Source organism: Herbidospora mongoliensis (genome assembly GCF_001570545.1).
GTDB lineage: Bacteria > Actinomycetota > Actinomycetes > Streptosporangiales > Streptosporangiaceae > Herbidospora > Herbidospora mongoliensis.
Genome location: NZ_BBXD01000021.1, coordinates 49,088 through 65,774, shown reverse-complemented (window position 1 = coordinate 65,774; position 16,687 = coordinate 49,088). Strand labels below are relative to the sequence as shown.

18 protein-coding genes and 1 tRNA gene are annotated in these 16,687 nt (G+C 69.2%); 13 read left to right on the top strand and 6 right to left on the bottom strand.

What is annotated here, in order from left to right; genetic code table 11:
• The first annotated feature begins 44 nt into the window (after window positions 1–44).
• Window positions 45–1,187, top strand: coding sequence for an ROK family transcriptional regulator (locus tag AW272_RS30900; protein ID WP_066372777.1), 1,143 nt, complete (start codon window positions 45–47; stop codon window positions 1,185–1,187).
• A gap of 152 nt (window positions 1,188–1,339) precedes the next feature.
• Window positions 1,340–2,644, top strand: a complete 1,305-nt coding sequence (locus AW272_RS30895; RefSeq protein WP_245657807.1) for a glycoside hydrolase family 16 protein — start codon at window positions 1,340–1,342, stop codon at window positions 2,642–2,644.
• On the opposite strand, the gene AW272_RS30890 is transcribed toward AW272_RS30895, so the two are convergent.
• The 3 genes from AW272_RS30890 to AW272_RS30880 are packed head-to-tail and all read right to left on the bottom strand — an operon-like array spanning window position 2,596 to window position 4,202.
• The gene (locus AW272_RS30890) at window positions 2,596–3,189 is read right to left on the bottom strand and encodes a DinB family protein (RefSeq protein WP_066372772.1); all 594 of its coding nucleotides are present in this window, start codon (window positions 3,187–3,189) and stop codon (window positions 2,596–2,598) included. The genes AW272_RS30895 and AW272_RS30890 overlap by 49 nt on opposite strands.
• A 10-nt stretch (window positions 3,190–3,199) precedes the next feature.
• Entirely contained in the window at window positions 3,200–3,766 is a 567-nt protein-coding gene (locus AW272_RS30885) for a hypothetical protein (RefSeq protein ID WP_066372770.1), read from the bottom strand.
• A gap of 28 nt (window positions 3,767–3,794) precedes the next feature.
• On the bottom strand, window positions 3,795–4,202 hold the full coding sequence (locus AW272_RS30880) for a response regulator transcription factor (RefSeq protein WP_245657806.1): 408 nt from the start codon (window positions 4,200–4,202) through the stop codon (window positions 3,795–3,797).
• A 122-nt stretch (window positions 4,203–4,324) separates the two neighbouring features.
• On the opposite strand from AW272_RS30880, the gene AW272_RS30875 reads away from it, so the two are divergent.
• Window positions 4,325–4,399 (top strand) — tRNA-Arg (locus AW272_RS30875).
• Window positions 4,400–4,465: 66 nt separating this feature from the next.
• Here the strand turns inward: AW272_RS30875 and AW272_RS30870 are convergent.
• Window positions 4,466–5,311: a helix-turn-helix domain-containing protein gene (locus AW272_RS30870; RefSeq protein ID WP_066372765.1), complete on the bottom strand. Its 846-nt coding sequence runs from the start codon at window positions 5,309–5,311 to the stop codon at window positions 4,466–4,468.
• Window positions 5,312–5,412: 101 nt separating this feature from the next.
• On the opposite strand from AW272_RS30870, the gene AW272_RS30865 reads away from it, so the two are divergent.
• From AW272_RS30865 to AW272_RS41220, 7 genes are all read left to right on the top strand, one after another.
• Complete coding sequence (locus AW272_RS30865; protein ID WP_066372764.1) at window positions 5,413–5,958, top strand: MmyB family transcriptional regulator; 546 nt, start codon at window positions 5,413–5,415, stop codon at window positions 5,956–5,958.
• Complete coding sequence (locus AW272_RS30860; protein ID WP_066372763.1) at window positions 5,955–7,043, top strand: sensor histidine kinase; 1,089 nt, start codon at window positions 5,955–5,957, stop codon at window positions 7,041–7,043. The genes AW272_RS30865 and AW272_RS30860 overlap by 4 nt, the downstream gene beginning before the upstream one ends.
• Before the next feature lie 31 nt (window positions 7,044–7,074).
• Window positions 7,075–7,923, top strand: a complete 849-nt coding sequence (locus tag AW272_RS30855; protein WP_245657805.1) for a helix-turn-helix domain-containing protein — start codon at window positions 7,075–7,077, stop codon at window positions 7,921–7,923.
• Window positions 7,924–8,173: 250 nt separating this feature from the next.
• Window positions 8,174–9,358 carry a type III PLP-dependent enzyme gene (locus AW272_RS30850; protein WP_066372759.1) on the top strand — a complete coding sequence of 395 codons (1,185 nt, stop codon included), beginning with the start codon at window positions 8,174–8,176 and terminating at the stop codon, window positions 9,356–9,358.
• Complete coding sequence (gene speD, locus AW272_RS30845) at window positions 9,355–9,732, top strand: adenosylmethionine decarboxylase (RefSeq protein WP_066372757.1); 378 nt, start codon at window positions 9,355–9,357, stop codon at window positions 9,730–9,732. Before AW272_RS30850 ends, speD begins: the two co-directional genes overlap by 4 nt.
• Window positions 9,729–10,652 (top strand): spermidine synthase, encoded by a 924-nt coding sequence (locus AW272_RS30840; protein ID WP_066373084.1) that lies wholly within the window; start codon window positions 9,729–9,731, stop codon window positions 10,650–10,652. The genes speD and AW272_RS30840 overlap by 4 nt, the downstream gene beginning before the upstream one ends.
• A gap of 184 nt (window positions 10,653–10,836) precedes the next feature.
• A complete protein-coding gene (locus AW272_RS41220; protein WP_083958866.1) occupies window positions 10,837–11,862 on the top strand; it encodes a M24 family metallopeptidase in 1,026 nt (341 codons plus the stop codon).
• Here AW272_RS41220 and AW272_RS30830 read toward each other — a convergent pair.
• Complete coding sequence (locus AW272_RS30830; protein WP_066372755.1) at window positions 11,859–12,584, bottom strand: hypothetical protein; 726 nt, start codon at window positions 12,582–12,584, stop codon at window positions 11,859–11,861. The genes AW272_RS41220 and AW272_RS30830 overlap by 4 nt on opposite strands.
• A gap of 67 nt (window positions 12,585–12,651) precedes the next feature.
• Window positions 12,652–13,218 (bottom strand): 1,2-dihydroxy-3-keto-5-methylthiopentene dioxygenase, encoded by a 567-nt coding sequence (locus tag AW272_RS30825; RefSeq protein ID WP_066372752.1) that lies wholly within the window; start codon window positions 13,216–13,218, stop codon window positions 12,652–12,654.
• Window positions 13,219–13,303: 85 nt separating this feature from the next.
• On the opposite strand from AW272_RS30825, the gene AW272_RS30820 reads away from it, so the two are divergent.
• Genes AW272_RS30820 through mtnK form a run of 3 tightly spaced genes read left to right on the top strand, consistent with a single transcriptional unit; the run spans window position 13,304 to window position 16,540 of the window.
• A complete protein-coding gene (locus tag AW272_RS30820) occupies window positions 13,304–14,401 on the top strand; it encodes a substrate-binding domain-containing protein (RefSeq protein WP_169807667.1) in 1,098 nt (365 codons plus the stop codon).
• Window positions 14,398–15,372: an ABC transporter permease gene (locus tag AW272_RS30815; RefSeq protein ID WP_218011137.1), complete on the top strand. Its 975-nt coding sequence runs from the start codon at window positions 14,398–14,400 to the stop codon at window positions 15,370–15,372. The genes AW272_RS30820 and AW272_RS30815 overlap by 4 nt, the downstream gene beginning before the upstream one ends.
• Window positions 15,359–16,540 carry an S-methyl-5-thioribose kinase gene (gene mtnK, locus AW272_RS30810; RefSeq protein ID WP_066372747.1) on the top strand — a complete coding sequence of 394 codons (1,182 nt, stop codon included), beginning with the start codon at window positions 15,359–15,361 and terminating at the stop codon, window positions 16,538–16,540. Before AW272_RS30815 ends, mtnK begins: the two co-directional genes overlap by 14 nt.
• The last annotated feature ends 147 nt before the right edge of the window (window positions 16,541–16,687 follow it).

The window sequence follows — 16,687 nt, the reverse complement described above, 5'->3', positions numbered from 1 at the left end:
GTCAAGGGGTGTACGTTCAATCCCTGAACAAGGGAGATCGTTTGATGGCCAACTCGCTGACGGCTCTGCGAGAGACCAACCGCCGCCTGATCACCGAGACGGTTCGTCAGGCGGGCGCCCTCACCCAGGCCCAGCTCGCCCGCCAGACGGGCCTCTCCCCGGCCACCGTCTCGACCATCGTCAGGGAGTTGCGCGACGCCGGGCTGGTGGAGATCTCCCAGGCGGGCGGCCGTCGCCACCTCATCACCCCGGTCCGCGAGACCGGGCTCGTCGCGGGCGTCGACTTCGGGCACTCGCATCTGCGGGTGGCGCTGGCCGAGCGGTCCCATCGCGTGCTGGCCGAGGAGGCGATCCCGTTCGACATGGGGGTCAGAGCGCCTGAAGGGCTGTCGGCGGCCGAACGGTTGATCATCGATCTGCTGGGGCGGGCGGGCGTCGGGCGTACCGAGATCAAAGCAGTGGGGCTCGGTCTGCCGGGTCCCATCGACCCGCAGACGGGGATCATGGGGTCGAGCACCATACTGCCTGGCTGGGCCGGTGTTGATCCGGCCGCTGAGCTGGGACGACGTCTCGGCGTGCCCGTCGTGGTCGACAACGACGCCAACCTGGGAGCCCTCGCCGAGGCCACGTGGGGGGCGGCGAAGGGGCGGCGCGAGGTGGCGTACATGAAGATCGGCACGGGGGTCGGGGCGAGCATCCTGATCAACGGGCGGCTCTATCGGGGCGCGACCGGGACGGCCGGCGAGCTCGGCCACATCACGATCGACGAGAACGGAAGGCTGTGCCGCTGCGGGAACCGCGGCTGCCTGGAGACGCTGGCGGGCGGCCAGCAGCTCATCGACCTGGTCCGGCCCACCCACGGGCAGGTCACGGTGTCGCGGCTGGTCGAACTGGCCCACGCGGGCGACATCGGCTGCCGCCGCGTGATCGCCGACGCGGGGCGGCACCTCGGTGTGGCGGTGGCCAGCCTGTGCAACATCCTCAACCCGGGCCTGGTGGTGATCGGCGGCGCCCTGGCCGAGGCCGGTCCGCTGCTGATCGAGCCGATCATGACGGTCGTCGGGCGGCTGGCCATCCCGAGCGCGGCCCACGCGGTCACCGTGGTGAAGGGTGAACTGGGCGAACGCGCCGGAGTGCTCGGAGCGCTGGCGCGTGTTCAGAGTCCGAATATTGAGAGCGCTCTCTAGAATCTTCACTCTGGGCCTTGACCGATGTGAGAAGCCGGGTGACAGTAACGGCAATCAACACGCGGCGCTGCGACTTCCCACCTCCCGAAAGGTTCCCCATGGCGACCTTGCGAGCAGGAAAACGCTCTCTGGTTGGATGGATCACCGCGTTAATGGTCCCGGTGCTGTGCATCGGCGTCGCCAACGCCGCCGTCCCGGCGACCCCCTCGGGCTGGACCCTGGTCTGGTCCGACGACTTCAACGGCGCGGCGAACACGCTGCCCTCGTCCACCAACTGGATCATCGACACCGGTCACGGCTATCCGGGCGGCCCCGGCAACTGGGGCACCGGGGAGATCCAGAACTACACGTCCAGCACCAGCAACCTCAGCCTCGACGGCGGCGGCAACCTGCGCATCACCCCGATCGGCAGCGGGACGAACTGGACCTCCGCCCGCATCGAGTCGCGCCGCGCCGACTTCAAGCCCGCCTCGGGCCGGGTGCTGCGGATCGAGGGCCGCATCCAGATGCCCAACGTGACCGGCAACGCGGCGCTCGGCTACTGGCCGGCCTTCTGGGCCCTCGGCGCCCCCTACCGGGGCAACTACTGGAACTGGCCCGGCATCGGCGAGTTCGACATCATGGAGAACGTCAACGGGATCAACCAGGTGTGGGGCGTGCTCCACTGCGGCGTCACCCCCGGCGGCAACTGCAACGAGACCAATGGGCTCGGAGCTGCGCGGGTATGCCCGGGATCTTCGTGCCAGTCGGCGTTCCACACGTACCGCTTCGAATGGGACCGCTCGATCACGCCCAACCAGTTCCGCTGGTACGTCGACGGCGTCAACTACCACACCCTCAGCCAGAACCAGTTCGACGCGACGACCTGGAACAACATGACCAGCCACGCGGGCTACTTCCTGCTGCTCAACGTGGCGATGGGCGGCGGCTTCCCCAACGGTGTGGCCGGATTCGGCACCCCGACGTCCGCCACCGTCAGCGGCCGGCCCATGGTCGTCGACTACGTCGCCGTCTACCAGAGCGGCACCGGCACGACCCCGCCGCCGGAATCGCCGCCCCCGACCGGCGGCGTGATCCAGGCCGAGTCGCACAACGCCCAGCAGGGCACCCAGCTCGAGACCACGACCGACTCGGGCGGCGGCCAGAACGTCGCCTACATCTCCAACGGCGACTGGCTGCGCTACTCGGTCAGCTTCACCGGCGAGACCCAGTTCAACGCGCGGGTCGCGTCGGGCGCGGCCGGGGGAGTCAGCGGGCTCGTCCAGGTCAGGCTGGGCAGCCCCACCGGCACCGTGATCGGGCAACTCTCGGTGGGCAACACCGGCGGCTGGCAGTCGTGGCGCACCGTCCCCGCCAACATCTCGGCGGTCTCCGGCACGCAGACCGTCTACATCACCTTCAGCAGCGGTCAACCGGCCGACTTCGTGAACCTCAACTGGTTCACGTTCTCCCGATAGAGGTCCCGCAGCAGCGCGACCTCCGCGGCGTGGTGGACGAACTCACGGTTCAGCCACCACACGATGGCGACGAACGGCACCGTGGGGTCCAGCCCGGCCGGGAACTGGCTGAACCCCACGGTGTCCAGCTGTTCCTCGGTGAGACGGTCGACGTCCTCACTCCAGCGTTCGACGATCTCCCAGAGGCGCTTCTGGGCGTCGTCGGCCGTGTGGGGGATCTCGATATCGTCGAACAGCATCCGGCGGTCCCCGAACGTCCAGTCCCACCGCAGCGCGAAACACGCGACCAGATGGGTCAGCCGCCAGCCGATGCTGGTGACGGGCGGCGGAAAGGGCTCTTGGAGCGCGAAGTCGGCGATCCAGTCGCCTCTGCCGTAGACGTTCTCGTCGCCGTCGAGCCTTCTCCTGACGGTCCAGGAATTGCCCGGGGCCGGCTCCCAGAAGTATTCGTCGTCGGTCAGCCCCTCAAGGCGGGCCTTGGTGAACTCTATGGAGGTCTTCAGCTGGTCGAGAAGCAGCCCGACCCGATCAGTGCGCAGATCCATGCCCCCGGCACTACCCCCGGACCGTCCACTCATGAGTGTCGAGGAACGACCGATCGCCCACCAGATAGAGCAGGACGATCCGCCGGACCGCGGCCTGGTCGGGCGTGGTCGTGGTGCGGATGACGCCCGATTCCTTGAAGTCGACCTCATAGCCCGGCGAGACCTGGACGAAATGGTGCCCGTAGACGACCAGCGCCATGAACGGGTTCTGCGCGGAAAGGGTCTCCAGGACGTCGTTGACCAGGTTCAGATCAGGGTCGTGGACGACCATGCCGTTGCCGGTGTGCAACTGGACGTCCCGGTAGGCGCCCAGCGGCTCCCGGTTGTGGATCAGATGGCGCTGAGGGTCGTAACAGACGAGATCGTGCTCCCGGGCGAAGACGAAGGCGGCGTTGCCGACCTCGTCGGTCAGCTCGTCAGGAGCGATCACGAACGCGCCGTCGACAGTGGCCCCCGGGAGCGCGGCGGCCAGCTTCCGGCTGGTCTCCGGGGGGAGTTCGGCCTTCTGGTAGAAGTCCCGCGCCTCTTCTCTGGAGATCGGTTCGGGTTCGTACCAGAGGGCCAGCTCGAAGGTCATGCCATCGACGATAGAGCCCCGGTGGGGGCTAGATCTCCTGCGACCTGGGCCGGTTCCGCGCCGCGACGGCCAGGTCGCGGACGACCTGGATCAGCTCGGCCGGGTCGAACGGCTTGGTCAGGTAGGAGTCGACGCCGATGCCGAGCCCGCGCCGCTTGTCGTCCTCCTGGGCCCTGGCGGTGATCAGCACGACCTTGACGTGGGTCGTGGCAGGATCGGTCCGCAGCTTGGTGGCGGTCTCCCACCCGTCGAGCCGCGGCATCATGACGTCGAGGGTGATCACATCAGGATCGACCTCTTTGACCCGGTCCAAGCAATCTTGTCCGTCAAAAGCTGTATAGACATCGAAGCCCTCCAAGGTCAGATTGACCGCGATGAGCTGCCGGATGACCTCGTCGTCGTCGACGACCAGTACGCGCCCCAAAACCTCACCCACGGGCGCGAGGCTACCCCTGAGGGGCGGGCGGCGCGGGGTTTTCGGGGGATGTGTGCACGGGCGCGTCGCATAACGATGTGCGTAGAGGGGCTGGAGTACTGGTAATCTGAAGTCGTTCCTGAGCCCCCTTAGCTCAGGGGATAGAGCACCGGCCTCCGGAGCCGGGAGCGCAAGTTCGAATCTTGCAGGGGGCACCAGATCTGATCATTTCGAACCCTCACCACCGTCGCCGGTTGTGGGGGTTCTTCGTTTTCCCCTGAAACTCAGAGGGTTTCCCGGCAGAGCGCGTCGAGGGCCTCCGCCGAGTGGGTGTCGTGGTCGGCCTGCAGGGTGATCAGATGCTGGCCGGTGGCTCCGGCCAGGGAGAACACCTCGCAGTTGACCGTCAGCTCTCCGACCAGGTCATGGCGGAAGCGCCGGGCGCGGCCGTGTTCGACCTGGACGTCGTAGCGGGCCCACGCGTCGCGGAACTCGGGGCTCTCGTCGGACAGTTCCTCGATCAGCTGGGTCTGGCGGACGTCGTGCGGGTTGCGGCCGGCGATGGCGCGGAAGTGGGCGACCTTGGAGTGTGCGGTCGACTCCCAGTCGCCGTAGAACTCCCGTACGACGGGATCGAGGAACATCGCGCGGAGCGTGTTGTTGCCGACTTTCGTCGTCCGCTTGAGTCCGCGCGAGTAGAAGGCCGTGGCCGACGGGTTCAGGGCCACCACCTCCATCCACTGGTTGATCACGAAGGCCGGCGTCCGGTGCCAGCTGTCCATCAGCCGGGCCAGGTTCGGGCTGATCTGTTCCGTGGCGGCGTCCGGGCTGCTCGGTTCCGGGTCGGCCGGGAGGTCTCCGCGCACCAGCTCGTAGAAGTGGGTCAGGGCGTCCGCGCCCAGGCTGAACACCTCGGCCAGGGCGGCGGTCACCTGGTCGGAGGGGTTGCGTTCGCGGCCCTGTTCGAGGCGGATGTAGTAATCGGTGCTGACACCGATCAGCATCGCCACCTCCTCCCGCCGTAGGCCGGGGGTGCGGCGGGTTCCGGCGTCAGGCAGGTCGACTCGGGCCGGAGGGGTGGCCTCGCGCCGGGCGCGGAGGAACTCGCCGAGCTGTCTGTCGTTAGCCATACACCCACCATATGTCTGTTATGTCTGAATTGACTGGGTCTCTGGTGCGTGGGAGTACCACGGCCACCCAGCCTGCCCGCATCCGGCCTACGTTCGATGGCATGAACAGCTGCGACACTCTCGGCGTCGCCGGTGCGGATGCGTGCCTGCGGCGGCTCATGGACGACTGGCACGGCGTGCCCGTCCTGCTCTGCGACCCGTTGATGAACGTGAATTCGGCCAATGATCTGGGGGTCGCGCTGCTGGGCGGGCTGCGGTACAGCGACAACCTCTTCAAGCTGGTCTTCCTGGACCCGGCGGCGGCGGACTTCTTCACCGAGTGGCCCCACATCGCCGCCGCCGCGACGGATCTTCTGCACTCCATCGCCGCCCAGGAGCAGCATCCCGGCCTCGACGCCCTGCTCGGCGAACTCTCCGAGCGCAGCGAGGACTTCCGGCGGATCTGGGCCGGGCACGACGTGTCGTCGGACGCCCGCCGGGTCAAGCGCCTGCGCCATCCCCTGGTCGGTGAACTCACCCTCGTCTGCGACGTCCTCGACGTCGTACGCCTTCCCGGGCATCACGTCCTGGTCTTCCAGGCCGAACCGGGCAGCTCCTCCGAGCAGGCGCTCGATCTCCTGGGCCGCCTCACCGCCGCGGTCCGATGAAGACGAACCGGAAGCCGACCGTGATCATCGCCCATCCACACCGATCCATCCGTACACGCTGCACCGCGGCCACCCTGCTGCTGGTACTGACCGTTCTGGCCGTCCTGATCATGCTGGACGAGACGGTCCTGCCCCTGAGCGCCCCCCTGGACGCCGACGCGGACACCGGTCTGCTCGAGGGGCGCGGCCTGGAAGTCCTCCTGATCGGCTTCGGCCTGGTTCTGACCGCCGGCGCGGGCGGGGCCACCTGGTGGGCCGTCGGTCGCGCGCTGCGGCCCATCCGGGCCTTCCTCGCCCACATAGACAAGATCACCGCGACCGACCCAGGCCGCCGCCTGCCCATCCCTCCCGGGGGCGACGAGTTCGCCGAACTCGCCCGTGCCGCCAACCTCACCTTCGCCCGTCTGGAGGAGGCGGTCGTCCGGCAGCAGGACTTCGCGGCCACGGCGTCGCACGAGTTGCGCAATCCGATCGCCGGCCTGCGCGCCGAACTCGAGGACGCCATCGAGCACCCCGAGGACACTGATCCGGCCCACAGCCTGCGCGCGGCCCTGACCACCGTCGACCGCCTGGACGCCATCGTCGCCGACCTGCTCGTCCAGGCCCGCCTGGACGCCGGGGTCACCGCCCCCCACGAGCTCATCGACCTCCCGGAGCTCCTCGTCCAGGAGGCCGTCCGCATGAACAAGGTCATCGACGGCATCCCGGTCAGGCTCGACACCGCGAAGGACGTGTGGATCTTCGGGTCGCGCATCCAGCTCTCCCGCGCCCTGGCCAACCTCGTCGGCAACGCCAGGCGGCACGCCGCCTCCTCGGTCGGTCTCAGCCTCACCACGGCCGGTGACGACGCGGTCATCGCCGTCACCGACGACGGCCCCGGCGTTCCCCCCGCCGAGCGTCAGCGGATCTTCGAGCGGTTCACCCGACTGGAGGACGCCCGCCGCCTGGACTCGGGCGGCAGCGGCCTCGGCCTGGCCATCACCCGCGACATCGCCGACCGGCACGGCGGCAGCCTGAACCTGGAGGACTCTGCGGTGGGTGCCCGGTTCGTCCTGCGGGTTCCGCGGCTCCTGGTCCTGCAGTAGGTCAATCTCGATTCGGGCATATGGTGATAAAATGGACATTGGTCAGAGCAACCTCCTTGGCGATTTCCTCCGCGCCCGGCGTGAGGCCACCAGTCCAGCGCAGGCGGGCTTCCTCCACGCCCCCTCGCGCCGCACCCCGGGGCTCCGCCGTGAGGAGGTGGCCATGCTCGCCGGAGTGAGCAGCTCGTACTTCATCCGGCTGGAGCAGGGACGCGAGCGCAACCCCTCCGCGCAGGTGCTGAGCGCCCTGGCCCGGGTGCTGCGCCTGGACCCCGACGCCACCGCCTACCTCTACTCGCTCGCCCACCCGTGGGCGCGACCCCCGGTGGAGACCGGCGCGGTGGAGCAGGTCAGCCCGAGCCTGCTGCGCCTGGTCGACCTGTCCCGGCACGTGCCCGCGCTGGTGCTGGGCCGCCGCCTGGAGGTGCTGGCCCTCAACCCCTTGGCCGAGGCCCTGTACGAGGGCCTGCCCAACCTCGACAACTGCGCGCGCATGATCTACCTCAGTCCGGGCGCCGTCGATTTCTATCCCGACTGGGAGAAGGCCGCCCGCGCCAAGACGGCCCAGCTGCGCACCGCCGTGGCGGCCGATCCCGACGATCCGTACCTGCGCGACCTGGTGGCGGAACTCACCGCCCACAGCGCCGAATTCCGCCGCATCTGGGCCCTCCACGAGGTGCAGGTGCGCGGCAACGAGGAAAAGGAACTGCGTCATCCCCGGCTGGGTGATCTCACCCTGTCCTGGGAAGTGCTCTCGGTCAGCGGCACCGGCCAGAAATTCATCTCCCTCGGCGCCGAGCCGGGCAGTCACTCGGAAAAGGCCCTGATGGAACTGGCGGCCTCGCACGCCGCTCACACGGCCCCGTCGCCGGCTGTCTAGAGAAGTCGCCCTGGCTTTCCCCTGCCTTCGGCCGGATCAACGGCTGTGAGCAGGGCTTTCGTCGTCCCGATCGACCTGGCGCGAGTGTTTTTCCGTGGTCACGGAACGGTAACACTGATGCTTTGTTGAGATATTAACTATATGTGTCAAGAGGCTTGACTACTCTCGGCCCTGCCTGAATTGGTAGTTCGGAATCGGAGAAAGTCCCGATGGAACCCCTGCATTCGTACCTCAGCCCAGAGTCAGCCTCATGAGCGCGTCACCCAAGTCGGAGTCGGCCATCCTCCGCACACGCGCGTACGCCAGCACCCATCACCTGCCCAGCCCTTCTCTGCTCATCGATCTGCCTACGGTCGCCGCGGCCTACCGCGCGCTCGCCGAGGCGTTCCCGCGCGCCGGCATCCTCTACGCGGTCAAGGCCAACGCCGCGCCTGAAGTGATCTCCACGCTGGCCGAATTAGGGTCGGGGTTCGACGTCGCCAGTATCGGCGAGGTCGAACGCTGCCTGTCCCGCGGTGTTCCCGGCCGCTATCTCAGTTACAGCAACTGCGTGAAGAAGGCCGAGGACATCGCCGCCGCCTATCGGCTCGGGGTGCGTACCTTCGCCTTCGACAATCCTCGCGATCTCGCCCACATCGCGAGGTGGGCGCCCCGGTCGAACGTCTTCTGCCGGATCGCCGTCAGCCCGCCCGACGCGGTGATGCCGTTCGGCGGGAAGTTCGGGTGCGATCCCGACACGGCTCCCGGCCTGCTCGCCGACGCCTCGGCGCAAGGGCTGCGGCCGCTCGGCATCACCTGGCACGTCGGGTCCCAGCAGTGCAACCCCGACGCCTGGGACGTCGGCATCGCGGCGGCGGCGAAGATCGCGCTGCAGCTGGAGTCGGCCGGCATCCGGCTGCCGATGATCAACATCGGCGGGGGACTGCCGATCTCGTACGGCCCGAGCCCGGCCTTCGGGAACGCGACGCTGACCGAGGTGTTCGGTCAGGCCGTCGACGCCTCGATGAACCGGCACTTCGGCAGCCGCAACAGGCCGCGTCTCGTCCTGGAACCTGGACGGGCGATGGTCGGGGCGGCCGGGATCATCCGGTCGGAGGTGGTGACCGTCAGGGAAGGACGGGCCGCTGACCTGCGCCGCTGGGTGTTCCTGGACGTCGGCCGCTACAACGGCCTGGTCGAGACGGAACGCGAGGCCATTGCGTACCGTCTGCGCACCCCCGGCGTGACCGGGCCCACCGGCCCGGTCGTGCTGGCCGGCCCGACCAGCGACGGCGACGACGTGCTCTACCAGCGCACCGGCTACGAGCTCCCCCTGGCACTGGCGCCCGGTGACGTGGTGGAGATCCTCGACGCCGGGGCGTACACCTCGAGCTACTCCTGCGCCGCCGTCAACGGGCTGCCCGCGCTCCCGACGTTCTGCGTGGAGGAGCGATGACGGTCGCGGTCGGCGAGTTCGCCGGATGTCACGTGCTGGCGGAACTGCGGGAGGTCGACGCGGGCCTCCTCGACGACCTCGCGCACCTGGAGGTCGCGCTCAAGCGGGCGCTGGCCGCGTCGGGGGCGACCATCCTGGAGATGATCTCGCACCGGTTCATCCCTCAGGGGGTCACCATCCTGGCGCTCCTGGCCGAGTCGCACGCCTCGCTGCACACCTACCCCGAGCACGCCGCCGTCTTCGTCGACGTGTTCACCTGTGGCGCCGCCGACCCGCGCACGGCGGTCGAGCTGCTCACCCAAGAGCTCCAGCCCGGGAAGGTCACCGTCCAGGTGATCCACCGGGGCAACACGCCTTCGGAGGTATGCGCATGATCACCATCAACGGCACCACCTGGGTCGCCGAGCCCATCGCCGAGGGCATGGAGCGGCTCTGGCGGATCGACGAGATCATCCACAGCGAGAGCACGCCGTTCCAGACGCTCGACTTCGCCAGGACCGCCCACGGCGTCACCCTCTTCGCCAATGGTGAGCGGCAGAGCAGCGAGCAGACCCAGGAGGTCTACCACGAGGCCCTGACCATCCCGCCGGTGCTTCTGGCCGACAGGGTGGACAGGTGCCTGGTCATCGGGTCGAGCGAGGGCGTCGCCTGCCAGATGCTCGTCGCCTGCGGCGCGACCGTCGTCGACCACGTCGACATCGACGAGCAGGCGGTACGCCTGTGCGCGAGCCGCCTGCCCTACGGCTACACCGAGAAGGAGCTGAAGGCCGCCGAGACCGGGGACGGCCCGATCAACGTCCACTTCGAAGACGGCTACGCCTTCGTCGAGGCGGCGGTCAAGGCCGGTCACACCTGGGACGTCATCATCGTCGACCTCCCCGACGAGACCGACGACGGCGAGGCCCAGCACGACCGCCTCTACAGCTCCACGTTCCTGGGTCTGTGCGCCCAGGCGCTCGCACCGGGCGGCGTCATCTCGACCCAGGCCGGCTGCCCGACCATGTGGCGGCAGACCACGCTCCGGCGCTCATGGCACAACTTCATCGCCGCCTTCCCGACGGTGGTCTACTTCGGATCGGCGGCGCACGAATGGGCCTTCATCAGCGGCCGGCGGGACACCGTGGACCGGCCCCACGACGTCATGGGGAAGCGGCTCCGCACCCTGTCCTACCGACCGGTCAGCATCGACGTGCGGACCCTGGACGCGGCCCTCGTACCCCCGCTGGAGGTCCGGGGAAAGTACCCGAAGCCCTGGCGACGCCGGCCTTTCGGGGGGCCGTCGCCCCGCTCATGACGTTCACGTTGCACGGCGTCCGTGAGGTTCTCTGGCACCCCGGGAACTGATCGGCGAAGGGCTCCGGACCACCCCTCCGGAGCCCTTTCCCGTTACTCGGCGCACTGAGATCTTGTGGACGAGCTCGCGATCCTCGTGCCTGGATATCCTGCCGGTGCCACTGACGTCCGCGATGGGGGTTCGCATGTCTGATCACCTGATCTTCTCCTACGGGACCCTGCGCCTTCCGCAGGTTCAGCGGGCCCGGTTCGGCCGGGAGCTCGAAGGCCGCGCCGACGCCCTGCTCGGGTTCCGCCTGGAGACGGTGAAGATCACCGATGCCTCGGTCGTCGCCGACAGCGGCAGCGACGAGCACCCCGTCGCCGTCCCGTCCGACGATCCGGGCGACTCCGTCGAGGGCATGGTCTTCACGCTCACCGCGCAGGATCTCGCCGCCGCCGACGCCTACGAGGTCGACGACTACCTCCGCGTCCGGGCCGACCTCCGTTCGGGGGAGAAGGCGTGGGCGTACGTCGACGCCGCCACCGCCGAGGAGTTCCGGGCCAGGCGGCTGCTGAACGCCCAGGCCAACGCCATCACGCTCTTCGACGAGATCGTCAAGCGTGACCTCATCGCCCCGGGCCGGCGGGAACGCGAGATCAGCGACGACATCCGCGACCTGGCCAACGAGATGTTCGGCACCACCCGCCACTGGCACAAGCGCATCGTCCGGTCGGGGCCGAACACCCTGTTCCCCTACCAGGAGAACCCGCCCGACCGGGCCGTCGAGGCCGACGACATCGTCTTCTGCGACTTCGGCCCGATCTTCGAGGAGTTCGAGGCCGACCTCGGCCGCACCTACGTCCTCGGCGACGACCCCGTGAAGCGCCGGCTCGCCGACGACCTGCCGGTCATCTTCGAGGCAGGCCGGAAGTTCTTCGCCGACGACCCCGGGATGACAGGAGACCGGCTGTTCGCCGAGGTCGACCGGCTGTCCCGGGAGCGCGGGTGGACGTTCGGCGGGGCCATCGCCGGTCATCTGGTGGGGGAGTTCCCGCACGAGAAGATCGACGCCGCCGACATCGAGTCATATGTCGCGCCGGGCAGTTTCACCCCGATGCGGCGCAAGGACAAGGCCGGCCGGATCGCCCACTGGATCCTGGAGATCCACCTCGTCGACACCGAACGCGACTTCGGCGGCTTCTACGAGCAGCTGCTCGACCTCGGCTAGCCCAGCAGAAGCCTGACGAGCTGGCCCGCGCCGTAGATGGCCCACAGCGATACGAAGGCCAGCAAGATCGACCAGAGGCAGCCGCGCCCGCCCTTCATCCGGTTGGGCGTGGCGGCCTTCCCCTCGCCGGGCCCTCGCCACAGGGGGCGGGGTTCCAGTACGAGGAACGGCAGGATCCCGAGCTGCCCGGCCGTGCACAACCAGAACCAGGCGAACCGGTTGGCCAGGCGGGTGGTGGTGTACGTCATCAGGAGGAAGGCGGTCACCCACGCGACGGCGGGCCAGATCAGCTGGTCGCCGCCCCGGAAGGCGAACGGCCACCCGGGCAGCAGCGGGAGGCTGCCCGCCTGGCTCCTGGTGTCTTCCTGCCGCCACGACGGAGGTGGCCGCACCCGGTCCAGGTCCGCCAGGAGCCGCCTCTTGTCGTAGAGGCCACGGGAGTCGGTGAACGTGTGCCCGTCCTCGGACCACATGATCTCGTGCCAGATCAGCGGCGACTCCGACCACACCAGGGTGGAGAAGCCGCCGCGGTCGGCGAGCAGGAAGGCGACCCGGTCGACCTGACCGGCCGCCAGCGCGGCCTGGAACTGCCCGAGTGTCCGGGGCGACGGGGCGTAGGAGGCGCCGGAGAGGAGCACGCCGGCCGTCAGGGTCAGCAGCAGCGACACCCGGAGGGCGAACCCCGCCAGGCGGAGGATGCGCGACGCCGGAGCGGGGTCCATCTCTCCTTGCTACCCGCAGCCCCGCGAAACCGCGTCACAACGCCGAAATCTGGCGCTGTCGGAGAACTCAGCCGCGCTCCGCTGCGATCGTGTCGTAGTCGGGGATCCGCGCCGAGATCTGGTCGCCGGTGAAGTCGCCGACCCAGCCGTCGTCGTCGTGGAAGAAGCGGATCGCGGTGAAGTGGGGGCTGGTGCCCATGTCGAACCAGTGAGTGGTGTTCTTCGGCACGCTCAGCAGGTCGCCGGGCTCGCAGAAGACGGCGTTCACCCGGCCGCCGACGTGGAGGTAGAAGATGCCTGAGCCGGCCACGAAGAAGCGGACCTCGTCGTCGTCGTGGGTGTGCTCGTTGAGGAACTTCGCGCGGGCGCCCGCGGCCACGTCGGCGGGGGCGTCCGGGCCGAGCTTGGCGACGTCGACGAACGTGTAGCCCTCTTCGGCGACGACGGCGGCGACCTCGTCGCGGTAGGCGGCGAGGACCTCGTCCTGGGTCGCGTCGTCGAGGCCGTCGACGATGTCCCAGTGGCGCAGGCGGACGCCGATCTCCTTCAGGGTGGTGGCGATCTCGGCCTGGTCTTCGGTCCGCAGGAGGGTCTCGGGGGCCGGGCCGTCGGTGTACACAGTGAGGTAGGTCATGGGCTTCGTCCCTAATCAACGGCTATCTGCGTAAATCCTACTTGAAAAGTAGACAATATCCGAGACGGTGCCTAGCATCCCGAGTGTGATTCACGCTCGACTCCTCGGAGCCTCTCTTCTCCTGGGCGTCCTGGCGCTCGCCGGATGCTCCCAGGGAACCCCTTCCACCGCCACTTCCGCGCCCGCGACGTCCGCTCCGGCGGCGGCCCCGGTCGCTTCACCTACCGTCTCCGTCCCGGCGAAGTTCGCCGCCGGGGGAGTGCGGGTCGCTCTGGTGCGTCAGCTCTCGTCCGGTGACTACTTCGAGCAGTGGCTCGCGGGGGCGCAGGCCGAGGCGCAGGCGCTCAAGGTCACGCTGGAGGTCTCCAGCGGCGACGGCAACAACGACAAGCAGGCACTCAACCTGGAGCAGGCCGTCCAGCAGAAGGCCGACGCGATCATCGTCGACCACGGGTTCGCCGACACCGTCCAGCCGGCCATCAAGAAGGCCGCTGACGCCGGCATCCCGCTGGTCGCCTTCGACGTCGACCCGGGCACGCCCAAGGCCGTCGCGCTGACCCAGGACGACCACAAGATCGCCGAACTGGCGCTCGGCGCGCTGAAGGCCGACACCGGGGGGACCGGCGAGGTCGTCTATGTGTACGTCTCCGGCTTCGCCCCCCTTGACCGGCGCAACGAGGTGTGGACGACCTTCAAGAAGGACAACCCGGGGATCAAGGAGGTCGCCCAGATCGGCGTGGTCAACAACTCGACCGCCTCGGCCGTGGCCGACCAGGCCAAGGCGACCCTCCAGGCCAACCCGAACGTGAAGGCGATCTTCGCTCCCTACGACGAGTTCGCCAAGGGCGCGGCCATCGCGGTCAAGGAACTCGGGCTGCAGGACAAGGTCAAGATCTACGGCGCGGACATCTCCACCGCCGACATCGGCGTCATCACCGAGCCGAACAGCCCGTGGGTGGCGACCGCCACGACCGACCCGTCGAACGTCGGCCGGATCGCGGTGCGGGCCGCCGCGCTGCTGGTCGCCGGGGAGCAGGTCGAGCCCGAGATCAAGATCCCGCCGGCCCTGGTCACCCAGAAGCAGCTCGTCGACGGCAAGATCGCCAACATCGAGCAGCTCACCACCGCCATCCCCGAGCTGACCACGCCTGACGTGGCCCCTGTGCCCTGGGCGGTTCCGTGACCCGTGCGGCCTACAAGTACGGCCTGCTGGTCGTACTCGCCGCGCTGATGGTCGTCTTCGCGGTGCTCCGCCCCGCTTTCGCCACCTACGGCAACGCGCTCATCGTGTTGCAGTCGGTGGCGATCGTCGGGGTGGTGGCGCTGGGCGTGACCGTGTCGATGACCACCGGCGGCTTCGACCTGTCGGCGGGGGCCAACGTCGGCGCGGTGGTCATGGTGACCGCGCTGACCATGGTCCGCTTCAACCTCACCGGCGCCACCGCCATCGTCGCCGGGCTGCTCACCGGCCTGCTGGTGGCGGGGGTGAACGCGCTGCTCACCGTGGTCGCGAAGATCCCCGACCTGGTGGCCACGCTGGGCACGATGTTCCTGTTCCAGGGCCTGGCGCTGATCCTCACCTCGGGCAAGTCGGTCGCGCCCGGCATGACCGTCGACGGCGCGCCCGCGCCCGGCCGCTACACCGAGGGCTTCGCCTGGATCGGCAGCGGCAAGATCTGGTCGGTGCCGGTCCCGGTCATCGTGTTCGCGCTGGTCGCGGTCGTCGTCTGGCTGTTCCTCGAACGCACCCGCTGGGGCGTCGCCCTGTACGCCATCGGCGGCAACGCCGAGGCCGCGCGGCTGGCCGGCATCCGGGTGACCCGCTACCGGGCGATGGCCTACGCCGTGTCGGGGCTGTGCGCGGCGGTCGCCGGGATCATGCTGTCGGCCCGCCTCGGGCGCGGCGACGTCGGCGCGGGCGACCCCTACCTGCTCCAATCGGTGGCGGCGGCCCTGATCGGCTACGCGGTGCTCGGCGCCAACCGGCCCAACGTGACCGGCACGGTCGTCGGCGCCGTCTTCATCGGCGTGGTGATCAACGGGATGACCATGCTGAACGCCCCCTACTACACCCAGACCTTCGTCCAGGGCGCCCTGCTGGCGGGCGCCCTCGTCGTGAGCTACACCCTCAGGAGTTCCGTTGACCGACTATGAGCTGCTCACCGTCGACAACGTCCCCGCCTACCTCGCGAGCAGGCCCGCCCTGGCGGCGTTCGCCGATCCCGTCTCCGTACGGGAGATCGGCGACGGCAACATGAACATCGTGTTCGCCGTGGCGACCGCCGACGGGCCCGGCGTGGTGCTCAAGCAGTCGATGCCGTACGTGAGAGTCGACCCCACCTGGCCGATCACCCCCGACCGCAACCGCATCGAGGCCGTGGTGCTGGCCGAACACGGGCGGGTGGCGCCGGGCCTGGTGCCCGCGCTGCTCGACTTCGACGACGAACGTCACGTCGTCGCGCTGGAGGACCTCTCTGACCATCGGGTCTGGCGTGGGCTGCTCAACGAGGGCGTGCGGACCGACGGGGTGGCCGCCGACCTGGGGCGCTATGTCGCCAAGGTGGCGTTCGGGACCTCGGTGTTCGGGCTGGGGAACTACCGGCACAAGGACGCGCTGGCCGCCTCGATCAACCCCGAGCTGTGCGAGATCACCGAGGACCTGGTCTTCACCGAGCCGTACATCGAGCACGAGCACAACAAGATCCTGCCCGCCACCAAGTCCGACGTGGCGGCCTACGTGGGCGACCCGGCGGTGCGGACCGCGATCGGGCTGGCCAAGCTGGCGTTCATGACCCACGGCGAGGCGCTGATCCACGGCGACCTGCACACGGGCTCTGTGCTGGTCCGGCCGGGGTCGCCGGTGTCGGCCCGCGCGTTCGACGTGGAGTTCGCCTTCTACGGCCCGGTCGGCTTCGACCTCGGCGCCCTGTGGGGCAACTACGTGCTGGCGGCGGCCCGGAGCTTCGTCCTCGGGGATACCGGCCACGCCACGTGGGCGCTCGGACTGGCCGAGGAGACCTGGACCGCGTTCGAGACCGAGTTCACCGCCCTGTGGCCGGACCGGGTCGACCCCCGGATCTACGGCGACGGCGTGCTGGCGGCCTACCTGGCCAAGGTCAGGGCCGACTCCGCGGTGTTCGCGGCGGCGAAGGCGACCCGGCGGATCATCGGCTTCGCCCGGGTCAGCGACATCGAGACGCTCCCCGAGCCGGAGCGCGCGACGGCCATCAGGGGCGTACTGCGGGTGGCGCGCCACCTGCTGACCACCGAGCCCGGCCGGGACGTGTTCGACCGAGTGGGCGACCTGCTCGTCAGCGCATAGCGGTCGGGCACATCGCCTGGCCGGTCGGCGGTCAGGCACGCCGCCGGCCGCATGCGCGCCAGGCGGCGGCCCGTTGGTGGCGGCCCATCAGCGGCGATTCGGCCGGGCGGCGATCGGTGATTCGGTACGCCGCCCGGCCGTCGTTCG